15 protein-coding genes, 1 tRNA gene and 1 pseudogene are annotated in these 16,884 nt (G+C 72.3%); 8 read left to right on the forward strand and 9 right to left on the reverse strand.

Annotated features, from left to right (window positions below; all coding sequences use genetic code 11):
• Nucleotides 1-8 precede the first annotated feature (8 nt).
• Together Q3Y56_RS17550 and Q3Y56_RS17555 are read right to left on the reverse strand one after the other, a co-directional pair.
• Complete coding sequence (locus Q3Y56_RS17550) at nucleotides 9-776, reverse strand: class E sortase (RefSeq protein ID WP_304462857.1); 768 nt, start codon at nucleotides 774-776, stop codon at nucleotides 9-11.
• Nucleotides 777-818: 42 nt separating this feature from the next.
• On the reverse strand, nucleotides 819-1,553 hold the full coding sequence (locus Q3Y56_RS17555) for a DUF881 domain-containing protein (protein ID WP_304465658.1): 735 nt from the start codon (nucleotides 1,551-1,553) through the stop codon (nucleotides 819-821).
• 204 nt (nucleotides 1,554-1,757) lie between these two features.
• Here Q3Y56_RS17555 and crgA point away from each other — a divergent pair, with 204 nt between their 5' ends.
• Nucleotides 1,758-2,015: a cell division protein CrgA gene (gene crgA, locus Q3Y56_RS17560; protein WP_304462858.1), complete on the forward strand. Its 258-nt coding sequence runs from the start codon at nucleotides 1,758-1,760 to the stop codon at nucleotides 2,013-2,015.
• A 307-nt stretch (nucleotides 2,016-2,322) separates the two neighbouring features.
• Here the strand turns inward: crgA and Q3Y56_RS17565 are convergent, their stop codons facing one another.
• Entirely contained in the window at nucleotides 2,323-3,213 is an 891-nt protein-coding gene (locus tag Q3Y56_RS17565) for a rhomboid family intramembrane serine protease (protein WP_304462859.1), read from the reverse strand.
• Between the two features lie 109 nt (nucleotides 3,214-3,322).
• Entirely contained in the window at nucleotides 3,323-3,856 is a 534-nt protein-coding gene (locus Q3Y56_RS17570) for a peptidylprolyl isomerase (protein WP_304462860.1), read from the reverse strand.
• Nucleotides 3,857-4,085: 229 nt separating this feature from the next.
• On the opposite strand from Q3Y56_RS17570, the gene Q3Y56_RS17575 reads away from it, so the two are divergent.
• The 4 genes from Q3Y56_RS17575 to Q3Y56_RS17590 all read left to right on the forward strand — a co-directional run bounded on the left by Q3Y56_RS17575 (nucleotide 4,086) and on the right by Q3Y56_RS17590 (nucleotide 8,087).
• Nucleotides 4,086-4,811 (forward strand): DUF5324 family protein, encoded by a 726-nt coding sequence (locus tag Q3Y56_RS17575; RefSeq protein WP_304462861.1) that lies wholly within the window; start codon nucleotides 4,086-4,088, stop codon nucleotides 4,809-4,811.
• 459 nt (nucleotides 4,812-5,270) lie between these two features.
• Nucleotides 5,271-6,980, forward strand: coding sequence for a sensor histidine kinase (locus tag Q3Y56_RS17580; RefSeq protein ID WP_304465659.1), 1,710 nt, complete (start codon nucleotides 5,271-5,273; stop codon nucleotides 6,978-6,980).
• 156 nt (nucleotides 6,981-7,136) lie between these two features.
• On the forward strand, nucleotides 7,137-7,790 hold the full coding sequence (locus Q3Y56_RS17585) for a response regulator transcription factor (protein WP_304462862.1): 654 nt from the start codon (nucleotides 7,137-7,139) through the stop codon (nucleotides 7,788-7,790).
• Between the two features lie 96 nt (nucleotides 7,791-7,886).
• Nucleotides 7,887-8,087: an SCO3870 family protein gene (locus Q3Y56_RS17590; protein ID WP_304462863.1), complete on the forward strand. Its 201-nt coding sequence runs from the start codon at nucleotides 7,887-7,889 to the stop codon at nucleotides 8,085-8,087.
• 130 nt (nucleotides 8,088-8,217) lie between these two features.
• Here the strand turns inward: Q3Y56_RS17590 and Q3Y56_RS17595 are convergent, their stop codons facing one another.
• The 3 genes from Q3Y56_RS17595 to Q3Y56_RS17605 form a co-directional block, all read right to left on the reverse strand.
• Entirely contained in the window at nucleotides 8,218-10,149 is a 1,932-nt protein-coding gene (locus tag Q3Y56_RS17595) for an AarF/ABC1/UbiB kinase family protein (RefSeq protein WP_304462864.1), read from the reverse strand.
• Nucleotides 10,150-10,190: 41 nt separating this feature from the next.
• Nucleotides 10,191-10,721: a hypothetical protein gene (locus Q3Y56_RS17600; protein ID WP_369696858.1), complete on the reverse strand. Its 531-nt coding sequence runs from the start codon at nucleotides 10,719-10,721 to the stop codon at nucleotides 10,191-10,193.
• Nucleotides 10,722-10,845: 124 nt separating this feature from the next.
• Nucleotides 10,846-12,075 (reverse strand): MFS transporter, encoded by a 1,230-nt coding sequence (locus Q3Y56_RS17605; protein WP_304462866.1) that lies wholly within the window; start codon nucleotides 12,073-12,075, stop codon nucleotides 10,846-10,848.
• 324 nt (nucleotides 12,076-12,399) lie between these two features.
• Between Q3Y56_RS17605 and Q3Y56_RS17610 the strand changes: the two genes are divergently transcribed.
• A complete protein-coding gene (locus Q3Y56_RS17610; RefSeq protein WP_304462867.1) occupies nucleotides 12,400-12,963 on the forward strand; it encodes a hypothetical protein in 564 nt (187 codons plus the stop codon).
• A 90-nt stretch (nucleotides 12,964-13,053) separates the two neighbouring features.
• Here Q3Y56_RS17610 and Q3Y56_RS17615 read toward each other — a convergent pair.
• Nucleotides 13,054-13,126, reverse strand: a tRNA-Ala gene (locus tag Q3Y56_RS17615).
• A 120-nt stretch (nucleotides 13,127-13,246) separates the two neighbouring features.
• Here Q3Y56_RS17615 and Q3Y56_RS17620 point away from each other — a divergent pair.
• On the forward strand, nucleotides 13,247-13,792 hold the full coding sequence (locus tag Q3Y56_RS17620; protein ID WP_304462868.1) for a DNA-binding protein: 546 nt from the start codon (nucleotides 13,247-13,249) through the stop codon (nucleotides 13,790-13,792).
• 74 nt (nucleotides 13,793-13,866) lie between these two features.
• Nucleotides 13,867-15,359 (forward strand): annotated as a pseudogene (locus tag Q3Y56_RS17625) (serine/threonine-protein kinase).
• Here Q3Y56_RS17625 and Q3Y56_RS17630 read toward each other — a convergent pair.
• Nucleotides 15,343-16,776, reverse strand: a complete 1,434-nt coding sequence (locus tag Q3Y56_RS17630) for a hypothetical protein (protein WP_304462869.1) — start codon at nucleotides 16,774-16,776, stop codon at nucleotides 15,343-15,345. The pseudogene Q3Y56_RS17625 and the gene Q3Y56_RS17630 sit on opposite strands and share 17 nt — an antisense overlap.
• Nucleotides 16,777-16,884: the final 108 nt, after the last annotated feature.

A 16,884-nucleotide genomic window follows, 5' to 3' on the forward strand; every position in this document is an offset into this window, starting at 1 on the left:
CCGGAGGGTCAGCCGGGCAAAGTGTCCGGCTTCCCGAGGGCGGCGGGCGAGGTGCGCTCCAGGTGCGCCCAGACGATCAGCCGGTGGCTGTGCCCCCATTCGGGGTCGCAGGTGGTGAGGGTGAGGTAGCGGCCGGGGCGACGGTAGCCGGACCGCTCGGGGACGGGTGCGATGACGCCGGTGTCGGAGGGCAGGGTCCGGTACGGCTTCGCGTCGACGCGGTACGTGTACCAGGTGGTGCCGTCGGTGAGCACCACCGCGTCTCCGGGGCGCAGCCGGGGGACGTCCTTGAACGGGTCGCCGTAGGTGCGGCGGTGGCCGGCGACCGCGAAGTTGCCGCGGGCCCCGGGAGCGGCGGTGCCGGTGTAGTGGCCGAGGCCCTTCTTGAGGGTGCCGGCGGCGGTGCCCTCGAGGACGGGCTTGGCCCAGTCGCGGCCGAACCGGGGGATGTACATGATCGCGAAGGACTCGCCGGGGCGGCCGGGGCGGGCGCGGGAGCCCGGGCCGGGGTCGGCGCCGTCCGCGTCCGCTCCGGACCCGCTGCCGCCGTCCGCGTCCGCGTCCGGGCCGGTGCCGGTGTCCGTGCCCGCGCCCGGATCCGTGCCGGTCAGGGCGCCGGTCGACCAGCGGTCCTGGAGGCGGTCGATCTCACGGTCCATGGCGGCGTCGGCGCGCACCCCCGTCCAGTACAGGACGTAGACCACGAACAGCACGATCACGGTGCCCAAGGTGAGGCAGATCTCGCTCAGCGTCCTGACGACCGTCCGCACCCTCATCGGCTGCTCCAGCTGCTGGCCGGCGGCCGCCGCGTGCGGCCGCTACTTCACGGGCTGCGCCTGATGCAGGTCCACTGTGCCGGAGTAGCCGGGAAGAGTCACCGTGTCATGCTGCTCGACATCCCAGCCGAGCCCGTAGGCCTCGACGTACCCCTGGTAGTTCTGGATCGCGGGGGACTCGGCGAGCGCGCGGCGCAGCGCGTCCGGGTCGCCGGCGGCGGTCACCTTGTACGGCGGCGAGTAGAGCCGGCCCTGGAGGATCAGGGTGTTGCCGACGCAGCGGACGGCGCTGGTGGAGATCAGCCGCTGGTCCATGACCCGGATGCCCTTGGCGCCGCCCTGCCACAGGGCGTTCACGACGGCCTGGAGGTCCTGCTGGTGGATGACCAGGTCGTTGGGCTGCGGCTCGGGTACGCCGGGGATGCGTGCGGTGGCGTCGGCCGGGGCGTCGGAGAGGGTGACGGTCAGGCCCGCGCCGCGCACGGGGCGGGTCCCGGCGGCCTTCTCCAGGGCGGCGAGGCGGGCGTCCTCCTCCTTGGTGCTGCCGTCGTCGCGGCGGGCGAGCGCGTCGACCTCGGAGCGGACCTTGCCGGTGCTCTCCTCCAGATCGGCGTTCTTGCGGCTGCGCTCCTGGATGAGGTCGGACAGCCGCAGCATGGACTCGTCGCTGCGCAGGTCGGTGCCCTTGGCGGTGTTGAAGCTCATCCAGAAGATGAGCCCGGCGAGGGCGAAGATCGCCAGTGTCAGCAGCCGCATGGGGCGGAAGGACGGGCGCATGGGGCGGAAGAAGGGGCGGCGCGGTGCCGGGGCGTTGGAGTCAGCAGAATTGCTCAACGTACCCTTACTCCTTACGACGCCGCGGAAGCACTACGCTAACGGACGCCGGGGGAAGGAAGTGCTGCCCCTGCGCCGTCCGGCCCCGGCGCAGCCGTCCCTATAGTTTCCGCGCGGTCACGCAGCGCATCGACAGGAGAGTTCCTCGTGCCGAAGTCACGGATCCGCAAGAAGGACGACTACACGCCGCCGCCCGCGAAGCAGGTCACCACCATCAACCTGAACGCGGGCCGCGGCTGGGTCGCCCCGCTGATGCTGGCCATGTTCCTGCTCGGTCTGGTGTGGATCGTGCTGTTCTACGTGACCGATGCGCAGTTGCCGATCGAGGCGATCGGCAACTGGAACATCGTGGTCGGCTTCGGGTTCATCGCCGCGGGGTTCGTGGTTTCCACACAGTGGAAGTAGGCGCTTCCGGCTCCCGTCGGTGAGCGTTCCCCGGCGCCCCTCCCCAGAGGTGTCCACAGAGTTATCCACAGCAGGGGAAAAACTCAGAAGATCTGTGGATAACCTCTGTGGCGTTGACGCCGGTCTGACCGCACCGCACATATGAGAACGGTCGGCCACACCCGTTCTGTCCTGGGGAAACGCCGAACGGGTCGGCCACGCGGGCGTCGGCGGATTTTCTCCACAGGAAGCGCGAACTCGAACACATGCTGTGGACAACATCGGTCCTCAGCGTCGGTCCGCAGCGCTCGGTCCGCAGCGTCGGCCTTCAGCCGAGCTGGGCCGTCCGCACACCCACGAGGACGACGATCGCCAGCAGCGCCAGCGCGTACGTTCCGCGCTGGACGAGGGCGCGGTGCTCCCGCGGCGCGTGCACCAGCCCGTAGGCCACCGCCGTCCCGGTGATCAGACCGCCGATGTGGGCCTGCCAGGCGATGTCGCTCAGGGCGAAGGTGAAGACCAGGTTCAGTCCGAGCAGGACGAGGACCGGCCGCATGTCGTAGTCGAGGCGGCGCATCAGCACCGCCGTGGCGCCCAGCAGACCGAAGATCGCGCCGGAGGCGCCCAGCGAGCCCTGGTTGGGCTCGGAGATCAGGTAGGTCAGCGCGCTGCCGCCGAGGGCGGACAGCAGGTACAGCGCCAGGAAGCGGGCGCGGCCGAGCGCGGCCTCCAGCGGCGGGCCGAGCCACCACAGCGACAGCATGTTGAACGCGATGTGCATCGGCTCTTCATGCAGGAAGGCCGCCGTCAGGAGCCGGTACCAATCGCCTTCGGCCACTCCCTCCAACTGGACGCCGTGCGGCACGCTGGCCTGGCCGATCAGCATCAGATCGTCCAGCAGCCGGTCGCCGTACGCCAAGACCGCGATCCACAGGGCGAGGTTGATCCCCAGCAGGACCTTGGTGATCAACCGCGGGTCGGCGGCCAGCGACGCGCCGGATATGGTGCGCGGCTGCATCGGTGTGCGCCGCGGAGCGCGGACGCCGGGGCCCGCGGCCGGGTCGGACGCGGCGTGCGCGCCGCGCACGCACTCGGGGCACTGGAAACCGACCGAAGCACTGACCATGCACGCGGGACAGATCGGCCGCTCGCAGCGCGTGCAGCTGATGCCGGTCTCCCGGTCCGGGTGCCGGTAGCAGCAGACCGCCTGGTCTTCCATGTCTCCCCTTGCCCTGCCCTGTGTGTTCGCTTGTCCGGCCGAACCGCCCCGCCTGCCCTCAAGACGGACGGGCGGGGCACAGGGTTCCCGTACGGTCCCCCGGAGGCGGTCAGCCTTCGCGCTTCTCCACGACGACGGACTCGATGACGACGTCGTTGACCGGGCGGTCGGTGCGCGGGTTGGTCTGGGCGCCGGCGATCGCGTCGACGACCTTCTTGCCGGCGTCGCTGGTGACCTCGCCGAAGATCGTGTGCTTGCCGGTCAGCCAGGTGGTCGGGGAGACCGTGATGAAGAACTGCGAGCCGTTGGTGCCCGGACCGGCGTTGGCCATGGCCAGCAGGTAGGGCTTGTTGAAGGACAGGTCCGGGTGGATCTCGTCGGCGAACTTGTAGCCGGGGCCGCCGGTGCCGTTGCCCAGCGGGTCACCGCCCTGGATCATGAAGCCGCTGATGACGCGGTGAAAGACCGTGCCGTCGTACAGCCTGTCCGTGGTCTTCTTCCCGGTCTTCGGGTGGACCCACTCACGGGAGCCCTCGGCGAGCTCGACGAAGTTCTTGACCGTCTTCGGGGCGTGGTTCGGCAGGAGCCGGACCTCGATGTCGCCGTGGTTGGTCTTCAGGGTGGCGTAGAGCTGCTCGGCCACGATCTACCTTCCATAGTCTTCACTGACCCTTCCGATCCTCGCATGGACCGGGGCACCAGGAGCAACCGCGGCGGCGGGCGCGGGAGCGGGTCGCGCGGCGGCCACCGCACAGGGGGCCCGTTATGCCCCGTATGCCCGCCCTCACATGCCGCGTGGCGCACCGGCAGGCATGATCTCCAAGTGGGGACAGCCCCGGATCCCGGAGTAGGCCACCGAGGAGGAGGATGCCGTGACCCGCACTGACAGCGTGCGCGCCGCGACCGGCACCGCGAAGGACAGCGTTCTGCACGCCGCGGAGGTGGTGGCGCCGTACGCCGGCACGGCCAAGGAAGCCGCCGCGCACTACGCCCACCATGCCCGCGTCCGGCTGGGGCCCAAGGTCTCCCACGCCGCGCACCGGGCCGGGGCGACGACCGCGGCCTGGTACCACGGCCCCGTGGCCCGCCAGGTCGAACACGCCCGCGGCGCGCTACCGCCGAAGGTCGACGCCGCCGCGACGCGCGCCGCGACCCGTACCCGCAAGGCCGCGCGCCACGCCGCGGACTACACCGCGCCGCGCGTCGAGCACGCGGTCGCCGCGACCCGGGCCGTCGCCCAGCCCGCCCGCGAGGAGGCCATGGCCCGCGGCACGGCGGCCCTCGCCGCCCTGCGCGGCCAGGTGACCGCCGCGGAGATCACCAGGATCGCCAAGCACCGCGCCCGCCGGGCCCGCACCCGGCGGGCGTTCAAGCGGTTCACGGCAGGGGGCCTCCTGGCGGGCGGCGCCTACGCCGCCTGGAAGTGGTGGGACAAGCAGGCGAACCCGGACTGGCTGGTGGAGCCGCCCGCCCCGACGGAACTCGCCGAGGGCCAGCAGCTGACCTCGGTCGACGGCAGCGGTCCGGAAGGCGGCGCCCCGGACGAGCGGTCCGGGCGGGAGTCGCCGGAGCGAAGGGAAAAGGGCGACCAGCCCTGACCGCCGGGCGTTCGGCGGCGTCACGGCGGACGCGGGCGCGGGCGCGGCCGAGCACGGGGCGTATCGGGGCCTCTTCCTGGTCGCGGCGGTGCTCACGGCGCCTGACTGTCACGGCGGTGCTCACGGTGCCGCTGACCGTCACGGCGAGCCTCGGCCGCGCCCGCTACGGGGCAGCGTCCCCTGCCCCGGCTCCGGCGAAGTAGTCGGCACGAGCGTGTGACTTTCGTATATGGCCGTCGCGACCAATGGCCGATGCGGTGTCCGGCCGGGGATCCCTAACGTGGCTGCGTGACTCGTGTGGAATCTACGGCCCTTGCGGCATCGGCCCGCCAGGTGCCGGTGGCCCGCCAAGCGCCAGTGGCTCGCCAGGCATCGGCGACCCGCCAGGCGCCGGTGGCGCGGCTGCGTTCGGCGGCCGGGCGGCTGGCCGACCCGGCCAGGGCGCTCTTCGCGCCCGGGATGTGGCCTGCCCGGCGCATCGTGGGCGAATCGCTGCTGAGCGTGCTGTTCGGGCTGCTGGCGGCGGCTGCCGAGGCCGTCGACGGCGGCCTCGTGCGGATCGTCGCGGTCGGGCTGGCCGCCGGGCTGCTGTCACCGCTGCGCCGGGTGCTGCCCGCGACCGTGCTGCTGGTGATCGCCGTCGGTTCCTCCGCGTTCATGGGCCTCGCCCCGCTGGTCCTCATCGCCGCCTGGTCGGCCGGGCGGCGGATCGACGGGGTCGGCAGGGCGGCCGGCACCTTCGCCCTCGCCTACGTCCTCACCCTCGCGCTGCTCGTCCTACAGGAACTGCCGCACTTCTCGCTGTCGCTCCTGGTCTTCGTCACCTTGTGGCTGCTGGTCGCGATCGTCGTGCCCGGCCTCGCCGGCCGCTATTCGGCGCAGCGCCGCGCGCTGACCGACACGCTCCGGGAGTACAACGCCCAGCTGCTGCGCGAACGCGCGATGGTCGCCGGACAGGCCCGGATACGGGAGCGGCAGCGCATCGCACAGGACATGCACGACAGCCTCGGCCATCAGCTGGCCCTGATCTCCGTGCACACCGGCGCGCTGGAGGTGGACCGCGAGCTGACCGGACGGCAGCGGGAGGCCGTTGGCGTGCTGCGCGAGGCGTCGGTGGCCGCGATGCACGAGCTGCGCGAGGTGGTGGGGCTGCTGCGGGACGGCACGGAGGCCCCCGGCCACGCGGGCTCCTCCCAGGCCCTTGAGGCACTGGGGGAGGAGGAGGCCAAGGCGCCGTCGCGCGGGGTGGCCGGTATCGCGGGCCTGGTGGAGGCGTCCCGGGGCGCGGGCACGGCCGTGGAGCTGCGGAGTTCCGGCGAGCCGCGCCCGCTCGCCCCGACCGCCGACCACGCGGCGTACCGCGTGGCCCAGGAGGGCCTGACCAACGCGCACAAGCACGCCCCGGGCGCCACGATCACCATCGAGCTGCGGTACGAGCCGGACGCGCTGGTCGTGGAGGTCGCCAATGGCCCCGTGCCCGAGGCGGCGGATGCCGGCCGCGGTGCGGTCAGCGGTGGTCAGGGGCTGACCGGGCTCGGCGAGCGGACCCGGCTGATCGGGGGCATGGTGCACGCGGGCCCGACGGCGGACGGCGGCTTCCGGCTGGCGGGCGTGCTGCCGTACACCTCGCCCGAGGGCGGTTTCCCGGACCCGCCGCCCGACGGCGCGGGGGCACCGACGTTCGTTGATCCGGCAGGCGACTTTCGGGAGCAGATACCCGGGGGCTCCCTCGGCGAGGGTGATCCGGTCATCGACTGGAACGGCGTGCCGAAGGAGCTGGCCAAGGCAATGAGCAGGGACAAGAAGCGGAGCGGCATAGCCATCGGCTGCGGGGTGGTGGCACTGATCGGCCTGGTGCTGGTGATCGCGGTGGTCGTCGGGGCGTTCTTGTTCATGGGCGAGACGGACAAGGCCATGATCGAGCCGAAGCAGTACGACGCGGTGAAGGTGGGCCAGACCGAGGCGGAGGTCCGGGACCGGCTGCCCAACGGAGACTCGTTCCTCACCGACGGTCTCGACAAGGGCGCGCCGCCCGAGCCCAAGGGGGCGAAGTGCCTCAGCCTGATGTCCACGGAGATGGGCAGCAGCCTGGACAAGGAGCCGGTCTTCCGGTTCTGCTTCAAGGACGGCAAGCTGATCGAGAAGAAGTCCTTCGAGGTCAAGAGCTGAGGACCCGAGGTCAAGGGCCGGGGAGGCGCGGTCAAGGGCTGGGGGCGCGGTCAGGGGTTGGGGACGACCGGGGCCGTGCTTCAGGGCGGGCGGCTCGATCGGGGATGATGGCGAGGTGCCCGCAGGTATGACCGCTCAAGACCGCGCAGGAGAGTCGTGATCAGGGTTCTCGTCACGGATGACGAGCCGCTCATCCGGGCGGGCATCAAGATGATCCTCTCCTCCGCCGACGACATCGACGTGGTCGCGGAGGCAGCCGACGGCCGTGAGGCGGTCGAGGTGGCTCGGAGCCGGCGCGTGGACGTCGTGCTGCTCGACATCCAGATGCCGGTCATGGACGGGCTGACGGCCCTGGCCGAGCTGCGCCGGACCGTCCCCGACACGCGGGTGCTGATCCTGACGACGTTCGGGGAGCAGCAGAACGTGCTGCGGGCCCTGTCGGAGGGCAGCGCGGGCTTTCTGCTCAAGGACTCGGCGCCCGCGGAGCTCATGCGGGCGGTACGGGCCGCCGCGGCCGGCGACGCGTACCTGTCGCCGGGCGCCACCCGCCATGTCGTGGACTCGCTGGCGTCCGGCCGGACCACGCACCGCGCCGAGCGGGCACGCCGTCGGCTCGAGACGCTGACGGCGCGCGAGGTGGAGGTGCTGGCGCTGCTGGGCGAGGGCCTGTCCAACGCGGACGCCGGTCAGCGGATCCGTATGAGCGAGGCCACGGTCAAGACGTACGTGAGCCGCATCCTGGCCAAACTCGGGTGCGAGAACCGGGTGCAGGCCGCGCTGCTGGCGCGGGACGCAGGTCTGGGCACCTGAGCCCCGGGCACCTGTCCGAAGTGCTTCACCACGTGCGTGAGCTGCGCTGTTCTGGGGAGGCGTAGGGTAGTTGACGACCCGTACGTAGGAGATGAGATGTCACAGGCCCCCTTCGGCGCCCTGGTCGCCGCGCTCGCGGCGCTCGCGACCGCGCTGGGCTTCCTCGCGATCGAGCTGCGCGCAGACGGCTACGAGCAGTACGTCGGATCGGTGAACAACGCCAGCGTCGTGCTGTACGTCGCCGCGATCATGGTCGGGGTGGCGTGGGCCCGTGACCGCCGGCTGCGCTCGGGCTGAGCTTCGGCCGCGACCAATCCTTCGACCACGGCGGCGGCGCCAGGGCATCTGCCCCTGGCGCCGCCGCCGTTCGGTGTCGCCCCTGTTCGTCGGTGGCACCGATGTGCCGGAGCGAGTGCAAGAAGGCCGATCACTCCATGGGCCGGCTGGTGACATAGACGGTGCGGAGGACGACGGCGGCGGAGAGCACCAGGAGGTTGCAGCCCATCAGCCCGTACAGCCCGAGGTCCTCGCCCACGCGCGGCCCGCCGTCCATGCCCAGGAGTCGGAGGCCCGCGAACCCGAGGAAGATCCCGACGAGGGCGTGCACCACCCGCCCGACGAGCTCGCCGACGACCCGCCGGTCGCGGGGATCGGCGAAGAGCCGCACATTGACCCCGAGCCGCCCCTCCTCGAGCGCACCGCCAAGGCGGTCGAGGCGGCGCGGCAGCCGCCGCAGGACAGGCAGCAGCGCGATCAGCTCGTCGCGGGCCGTGTCACGGGCACTCTGCGGTCCCAGCCGGTCGGTGAGCCGGGCTGAGGCGTACGTACGGGACGCCTCCAGCATGTTGAAGCCGGGGGAGAGGCGGACCAGTGTGCCCTCCAGGGTGGCCAGGGCCCGGAACACGGCCGCGATCTCCGGCGGAACCGCCAGCCGGAAGTCGGCCACCAGCCGGAACAGATCGCTGAACATCTCCACGTCGGGCGCGGATCCGTGCCCCAGATGGCGGGCGCTGAACTGCCCGAGCACGCGCAGCAGCCGCTGTTCGTCGACCTCCTCGGGACGGTCGGTGATCTCCAGGAGGGCCTCGCGCAGGGCAAGCGGATCGCCGCGGTCGACGGCGAGGAAGAGACCGCCCATCGCCTCGCGGAGCCCGGCGTCGATCCGGCCGACGGATCCGAAGTCGAGCAGGGCGGCCGTGCCGTCGGGCTGGAGCAGGATGTTGCCGGGGTGCGGATCGGCGTGGAAGACGCCGTCCAGCATGATCTGGTTGAGCAGCGCGGTGAGCAGGGTCTCGGCCAGCTTGGTGCCGTGCCGCTCGTCGTCGGGGACCGCCTTGCCGAGCGAGGTGCCCTCGATGCGGCTCATGACGAGGACGCGCTCCGTGGTGAACTGCCCGTGCAGGACGGGGACGGCGACGCTGGAGTCGCCGCGGGCCTCGGCGGCCCGGCGCACCGCGGTCATGTTGCGAGCCTCGACGCGGAAGTCCAGTTCCTCGCGCAGCGCGACGGCGAAGCCCTGCGCCAGCTCGTTCAGCCCGAGACCACGCCCCCAGGCGGTGCGGTCGCTCAGGGCGGCGGCCAGGCGCGCGACGATGTCCAGGTCGCGCTCCACGAGCTCCGGTATCCCGGGCCGCTGCACCTTGACGATGACCTCGGTGCCGTCATGCAGGACGGCCGCGTGCACCTGCGCGATGGAGGCTGCGGCCAGCGGGACCCGCTCGAACGTGGCGAACAGGTCCCGCACCGGCGCTCCCAGGCTTTCTTGGAGCTGTGTCTCGACTTCGCCCCAGGGCGCGGGCGGCACCTGGTCCTGAAGGAGACTGAGCTCCTCGACATACACCTCGGGCAGCAGGTCCCGCCGGGTCGACATCAGTTGCCCCAGCTTCACGAAGGTGGTCCCGCCGGCCTGCAACGCCTGCCGCAGCTCCCGCGCCAGCAACTCGTGCCGCACCCCGGGCGCGCGCCGCCGCCCTCGCAGATACGGCCCGAGCCCGTGCCGGGTGGCGATGCGCACCACCCCGGAGTACCGCCGCGCCCGCGCGATCCGCCCCCGCACCGACTGCGCCCACCCGAGCGGCCGTACGGTCCCCATGGGCACCACGATGTCCAGCGCGATGAGCACCACCATCGAGGCGAGCATCCCCACCCCGACCATCAAGGACAGCAGCGGCGCGAGCTCCCCCGACTCCTCCAGCCGGGGCCCGAACAGCCCCCCGGACACCGCGAGTCCGCACATCCCCGCAGTCCCGACGCGCACCGCCCCCGCCCGCACCCCCAGCAGCCGCCGCCCCACCACCGCAGGCGCCACCACCACAAGCAAGAAGACGAGCGTCCCGACCAACGCACCGGTGATCCACATGAAGTCATCCAACAGCACGCGTGTGCGAACGCGGTGGGAGGTTATGCCTGTCCCCCCGCACGGTGCCGCTTTGCGTACGACCAGGTCACCGCGGTCATCAGGGCCGGGATGGCGAACAGCGGGGCGAAAACGAAGCCCCAGACGGTCTGTGCCGTACCGCTCGTCATGTACGTCTGGCTCTCGACGGTGAAAGCGACCACGAGTTGCCACAGCGCCACCAGGATCAGGACGCCCGAGGCCGTCCAGGCCAGCGCGGCAAGGGTCCGCGGGCGCAGCGGCCGCCACCGGTCGCTGACGAGCAGCAGCGGAAGCAGAGCGGCCAGTTCGGCAAGGACAGAGAGGCCGACGACGTAGGCGATGCCCCAGCCCGGGATGTCGAAGACGTCGCGCAGCACCTGGTCGCTGTAGCCCACGTAGACGCCGGATGCCATGGCGATGCGCCACAGGCCGGACGGGAGGGCGCACAGAGCGATGGCGTGGGCGGCGCGACGAGCCCAGACAGGCGCGGGTGCGGGGGTGGTGGCGCCTGCCGGGGTGGGGAGGGGCGCGGTCGCTGTCGTCATGACGTCCATGCTGGCCGTAGCCATGACAGCCGCGCATCGTTCGCTACGGCGGACCGTCTCCGCCTCGCGGAGGAGGGCACATCCGCTGAGGGAGGACCTGGGACACGGAGCGCCTGCCCGTACGCCTGTGAGCTCAGACGGTCCGTACGGCCTCGGGCACCAGGGCCTGCTCGCTGCGGGTTCCCGCAGCCCACCGCGCCACCGGCCCCATCGCGTACGACGCCACCAGGAACAGTCCGCCGAGCAGCAGCCAGCCCGTCGCGCCCATCCCCATGAGCAGCCCGGTGAGTATCAGCGGCCCGAGCGTGCGGGCGACCGTGGTGCCGGTGCCGAAGAAGCCCTGGTACTCGCCGACGCGCCCCACCGGTGCCAGATCGAAGCCGAGTTGCCAGGAACCGGCCGACTGGAGCATCTCGGCAGCGACCAGCAGCACCGAGCCGCCGACCAGGGCGGCGACCGCGACCCAGGGCGAACGACCGGCCGAGAACGCGAAGACCCCGCACGTGAGCAGCATGAGTGCGCCGGATCGACGGATGGCACGGGCCGCCGTGGGCAGTCCGGTGACCGAGCCGGCGGCACGGACCTGGAAGAGCATCACGCCACCGGTGTTGAGGATGAACAGCGCGGAGACCAGCCACTCGGGGGCGTCGGTGCGCTCGGTGATCCACAGGGGCAGGCCGAGGCTGAGCAGCGGCATCCGCAGCAGCAGCACGGTGTTGAGGAGCGTCACGACGACGTACGGCCGATCCCGAAGGACTTGGAGTTTCGCGCCCCGGACCAGGGGAACGGGCACGACGGCAGGCAACCGCGACAGCAGGAGCGCGCAGCACAGGAAGCTCAGGGCATCGATCGCGAAGACGGCGAGATAGGCCGACCGGGTCCCCGCGGAGAGCGCGAGCCCGCCGAGTGCGGCGCCCACCGCGAGGCCCCCGTTGAGCGTCGACTGCAGATGGGCCAGCGCACGGGTGCGCTCCTCCTTGGAGACCAGGCCCGCGAGCAGCGCCTGCCGGGCGGCGGCGAGGCCCGACTGCGCGGTGGCGTAGAGGCAGGCAGCCGCGACGAACGGCACGAAGTCCCGTACGACCAGGAAGGACGCGACCGCGGCGGCGGTCGCGAGGGCGAGCAGCACCGATGTGCCGCGTGGGCCACGCCGGTCCGCGATCCGGCCGAGCGGCACCCCGACGACCGAGCCGACCGCCCAGGCCAGGGTGAGGCCGAGACCGATCCTGGCGGGTGCCAGACCGACGACATGCGTGAAATACAGGGCCGAGGTGACGTAGTACGCGCCGTCACCCACGGAATTACTCAACTGGGCGAGAGCAAGCTTGCGTTGGGGACCGGCAGGCGGCAGCAGGGGGGACATGGCTCGAACGGTACACAGGCAGTGGCTCGCTCAGACAGGACAATGAGGGCCTCATTTACTGGGCCACTTCATGCGGCTGCCGGTGGGTGGCGATGCGGGAGATACGGCCGAGCGCATGCCAAGAAATCGGCTTCGTCGGGGAACCGTATGAGCGATGGAGAAACGGGGCATTCCCGCTGGATATCCGTTACGTGGACGAGATGATTCCGACGGACGTGATCTTTACGTTGGGCAACGCAGCCGGCCAGACCTCACGGCCCCACACGAGAGCACAGGCGGCATGTGGCCCAATCGCCCGCTTACCTCCCTGACCTGGAGATACGCATGCCCATCGTCAAGCTCCGCCGCCGCACCGCCGTTCCCGCCATCGCCGCCGCGGCCCTGGCGGCCGCCCTCCTCGCGCCGGCCGCGAGCGCCGTCGCCGCAGGCCCGGCGAAGGCTCCCGCCCCCGCCGCCGCGCGGTCCGAGATCGTCGGCTCGGTCCGCACCGAGAAGCTGATCGACGGCAGCACCGCCAAGATCTACAAGCGGGGCGCCCACCACCACACCCTGAAGATCGTCTCCCAGGGCTACGTGGTGGCGACGCTGGACGCGAACCAGCGGGACACCGGCGTCAACGCCAACGGCATGTTCGTGGTGTTCACCGCCGACGGCGAGGTGCGTTCCTGGACGGGTGGGGAGCAGTACGGGCCGGGGACGTTCAAGCTGGCCGACGGCTCCACCGCCAAGGTGACCAAGGTGGGAGCCCACCACGCCCGCATGCAGATCGTTCACCGAGGGCACGTGATGGCCACGTTGGACGCGAACGGGCGCGACACCGCCGTCAACGCCAACGGCGCGTACATCGTGCTGACCGCCGACGGCACCTTCAGCGTCTGGATCCCCTGACCCGGTCACCGCACAGCCCGGTCACAGGGAAATCAACACAAAAAAGACCCCTCTGCCAGCGTTTCCGCAGGTCAGAGGGGTCTTACGACGTGGAGCCTAGGAGAGTCGAACTCCTGACATCCGCCATGCAAAGACGGCGCTCTACCAACTGAGCTAAGGCCCCGTCGCCGATCAGGATACCCGGTGTCGGGACCCTTTCCCGACCGGGTATCGCTCGTGCGTGCCACCGTCCGTAGGATGCCTCGCGAGATTCGCGGCAGCGAAGCGAAGGGGAGACAGCGAGATGGACGCAGCACAGCAGGACGCCACCGCCCGCGCACGGGAGCTGCAGCGCAGCTGGTACGGGGAGCCGCTGGGGGCGCTGTTCCGCCGCCTCATCGACGACCTCGGCCTCAACCAGGCCCGCCTCGCGTCCGTACTCGGCCTCTCCGCGCCCATGCTCTCGCAGCTCATGAGCGGACAGCGCGCGAAGATCGGAAACCCCGCCGTCGTCCAGCGGGTGCAGGCGCTCCAGGAGCTCTCCAGCCAGGTCGCGGACGGCCGGGTCAGCGCCGCGGAGGCCGCCGAGCGCATGGAGGAGATCAAGAAGACCGCGGGCGGATCCGTGCTCAACACCACGCAGACCACCGCCAGCACCGGCGCGCCGACCGTGCGCCGCGTGGTCCGCGAGATCCAGTCGCTGCTGCGCTCGGTGGCCGCGGCCGGCGACATCATCGACGCCGCGGACTCCCTCGCCGCCACCCACCCCGAACTCGCGGAGTTCCTGCGGGTCTACGGCGCCGGCCGGACCGCCGAGGCGGTCGCCCATTACGAGGCGCACCAGAACTGACACCCGGGCCGCCGGGGCGGGCACCGGGGACTGGTCACTGGGACACGGAACAGGCGCGGGGCGGGACGGAACGGATGGGTGAGGTCTTCGCAGGCCGGTACGAACTGGTGGATCCGATCGGCCGCGGCGGCGTGGGAGCCGTATGGCGCGCCTGGGACCAGCGGCGCCGCCGCTACGTCGCGGCGAAGGTGCTCCAGCAGAGCGACGCGCACACCCTGCTGCGCTTCGTCCGCGAACAGGCGCTGCGCATCGACCACCCGCACGTGCTGGCGCCCGCGAGTTGGGCGGCCGACGACGACAAGGTGCTGTTCACCATGGACCTGGTGGGCGGCGGCTCGTTCGCGCACCTCATCGGGGACTACGGCCCGCTGCCGCCGGTCTACGTGTGCACGCTGCTGGACCAGTTGCTCTCGGGGCTGGCGGCCGTCCACGCGGAGGGCGTGGTGCACCGCGACATCAAGCCCGCGAACATCCTGCTGGAGGCGACCGGCACCGGGCGGCCGCACGTCCGCCTCTCCGACTTCGGCATCGCGCTGACCAAGGGCGAGCCCCGGCTCACCGAGGCCGACTTCGTGATGGGTACGCCCGGCTACTTCGCGCCGGAGCAGATGCAGGGCGCCGAACCCGACTTCCCCGCCGACCTGTTCGCCGTCGGGCTGGTGGCGCTGTACCTGATCAGCGGGCACAAGCCGGACGCCGACGCGATCGTGCGGCGCTTCGAGGAGCACGGCGTGCCGGGGGCGCCCGAGGGCGTGCCCGAGCCGCTGTGGCAGGTGATCGCCAACCTGCTGCAACCCGATCCGGAGGACCGGTTCCGTACGGCGACGGGGGCGCGCAAGGCGCTCGCCTCGGCGGTCGAACTGCTGCCGGAGCCGGATCTGGACGACGAGGTGATCGAGGTCTTCGACCATCTCGGGCCGCTTCCGGCGGGGTTCGGCCCGGACGGGCCGGAGCGCAGGCCGAAACGTTCCCACCGCAAGCCGGCCGCCTCTTCTCCCGCTCCCTCCCCGTTCCCGTCCCCGTCCCCCTCTCCCGGCTCCTCCGAGGCGACGACCGTCGCACCGGTGCCGTCGATGTCGGACACCGGAAGCTTCCATCTCCCGCCGCCGCTGCCGGGCGGGCCGCAGGACGGGGCGGACCCGGCTCCGGACCACCCGGACCCGGACCACCCGGCGGCTCCGGGGCCCGGGCGGCCGGTGGCGGGTCCGCCGATGTCGGCCGGGGCCCCGCCACCGGTGCCGCCGGGGCCGCCCACGGCGACCCCGTCGTTCACTCCGCCGCCCTTCGGCCCGCCCATGCCGCCGACACCGACACCAACACCGACGTCCACGCCCACGCCTTCGCTCACAGGGGCCCACACGCCGCCCGGTTACGGCAGCGCCCCGACACGGCCGTACACCGTTCCGCAGTCCGCTCAGCAGCCTGCTCCGCGCCCCACGGCGCCCGCAGCACCCGCCGCCGCGCGGCGCCCCCGGCCCGGGCCCCCGCGAAGGTGGCCGTTCCCGTGCTGCTGCTCGCGCTGCTGTGCTTCGCCGTGGGGGCGTGGGCCTTCATGGCGTCCGGCTGAGCCGCCGTACTCCGAGCACCGTCCACAGGCCCAGCCCGAGCAGCAGCAGCGTGCCCGTGCCGAACGACGCGTAGGCGACGGCCCGCAGGGTGCCGTCGGGCCCGTCGTCCGTGCCGGAGGCCGCGGCCGGTCCGTCCCCGCGCGGCGCCCCGAGGCCGGCGCCGTCCGGATCCTCCCGGTAGCCCGGCGCGGGCCGCCGCTCGCCCTCGACGGCCACCCGCAGCGTGACCGGCGCGCTGCCCTCGAAGTACGGCGCGGTACCGGCGTTGAGGGTGACCGCCAGGTAGTAGGGACCGGCCACGCTCATCGCCCGGACCCGCGCCTTCGCGCTCTCGTAGCGGTTGCCGTAGGTGACGGGTGCGGTGAGGCCCAGGCGGTCCTCGGCCCTGGCTCCCTTGTACGGCGCGAACGCGCCTCTTTGGACCAGCCCGCGCGCCGGGTTGTACAGCGAGACCCCGAGCGCGTCGCCCACGTACGCGCCCGACCCCGTGCGGCTGCCCGTTCCCGTGCCCGTTCCGCCGCCCGTTCCCGGGCCCGTGGGCGCGCCCGTGCCCCGGTCCTTGTCCACCCCCCGGGTGGCGTCGGGGAGTTCGACGTCGGCGTAGAACTGCTGCCCCCAATCGAGCGGCACACGGTAGAAGCGGGTCTCGCCGGGCTTCATCCGCAGCTTCCACACGCCTGTGGACAGCGCCCGCGCGTCGCTGAACCCGGTGCCGCCGGGCCTCAGTTCACGTGCCGGCCCCTGGGGCATTTCGGACGGACGCGTAGGCAGCCCCTGTGCCGCCGGGCGCGCCGACTCCTCGCCTCTGACGGCGGGTTCGCGTTGGAAACTCAGCTCCAGCGGCCAGCGGTCCCCGCCCGAGAGGCCCTCCGCCGCCTCCCCCGTCCCCTCGTCCGACGCGCCGCCCGATACGCCGGTGCGCTCCACCACGAAGTCGTACGCACCGGCCTCCTGGCAGGTCGCGCGCGGGCCGGTCTCCTTCCGCCGGGAGGCGTATCCGGCGAGCGGGAACGCCACTCCGCGCACCTGGGCCCGCACGTCCGTCCGGTCGCAGACGGCTCCGTCGCCGTCGAGCAGCGAGACCTTGATGCCGTCGGCGCGCGCGGCGGGGTCGGAGCCGGGCGGCGGGACCGCGACCGCCGAGAGGTACGCGGTGGAGTCGGCGTCGAGTTCGACCCGGTAGTGCCGCCGCTGGCCGGGGCCGATGCCGTCCACGTACGTGCCCTTGGGCGCCAGGCGAGGCGCACCGTCCTTGCCGGAGGTGCCGGCGATCTCCGTACCCCGGGGGCGGTACGACGCGACGCCTTCGGATCCGTCGGCGGGCGCGGCCAGCACCGGCCCGGGCGTCCCCGCGAGCACCCCCAGCGCCGCCCCCACCGCGGCGAGGCCGGTCCTGACCTTGCTGCGGTCCCTCATCACGCGTCACCCCTCGTCCGGCCGCCGCCGCACACGCTTTGCCACTGCAATCAATCAGTTCGCGAAAGTGAATCGCCGTGCCGAGTCGCGATTGCCCTGAGCCGCCCG

It is taken from the genome of Streptomyces sp. XD-27 (assembly GCF_030553055.1).
Taxonomy (GTDB): domain Bacteria; phylum Actinomycetota; class Actinomycetes; order Streptomycetales; family Streptomycetaceae; genus Streptomyces.

Bases quoted from the DNA above. Each gene is read 5' to 3' on its own strand.
- Q3Y56_RS17550 (WP_304462857.1), bottom strand. From the start codon at position 776: ATGAGGGTGCGGACGGTCGTCAGGACGCTGAGCGAGATCTGCCTCACC.
- Q3Y56_RS17555 (WP_304465658.1), bottom strand. From the start codon at position 1,553: ATGCGCCCGTCCTTCCGCCCCATGCGGCTGCTGACACTGGCGATCTTC.
- Q3Y56_RS17565 (WP_304462859.1), bottom strand. From the start codon at position 3,213: ATGGAAGACCAGGCGGTCTGCTGCTACCGGCACCCGGACCGGGAGACC.
- Q3Y56_RS17580 (WP_304465659.1), top strand. From the start codon at position 5,271: ATGTGGCCTGCCCGGCGCATCGTGGGCGAATCGCTGCTGAGCGTGCTG.
- Q3Y56_RS17590 (WP_304462863.1), top strand. From the start codon at position 7,887: ATGTCACAGGCCCCCTTCGGCGCCCTGGTCGCCGCGCTCGCGGCGCTC.
- Q3Y56_RS17595 (WP_304462864.1), bottom strand. From the start codon at position 10,149: ATGTGGATCACCGGTGCGTTGGTCGGGACGCTCGTCTTCTTGCTTGTG.
- Q3Y56_RS17600 (WP_369696858.1), bottom strand. From the start codon at position 10,721: ATGGACGTCATGACGACAGCGACCGCGCCCCTCCCCACCCCGGCAGGC.
- Q3Y56_RS17605 (WP_304462866.1), bottom strand. From the start codon at position 12,075: ATGTCCCCCCTGCTGCCGCCTGCCGGTCCCCAACGCAAGCTTGCTCTC.
- Q3Y56_RS17610 (WP_304462867.1), top strand. From the start codon at position 12,400: ATGCCCATCGTCAAGCTCCGCCGCCGCACCGCCGTTCCCGCCATCGCC.
- Q3Y56_RS17620 (WP_304462868.1), top strand. From the start codon at position 13,247: ATGGACGCAGCACAGCAGGACGCCACCGCCCGCGCACGGGAGCTGCAG.
- Q3Y56_RS17630 (WP_304462869.1), bottom strand. From the start codon at position 16,776: ATGAGGGACCGCAGCAAGGTCAGGACCGGCCTCGCCGCGGTGGGGGCG.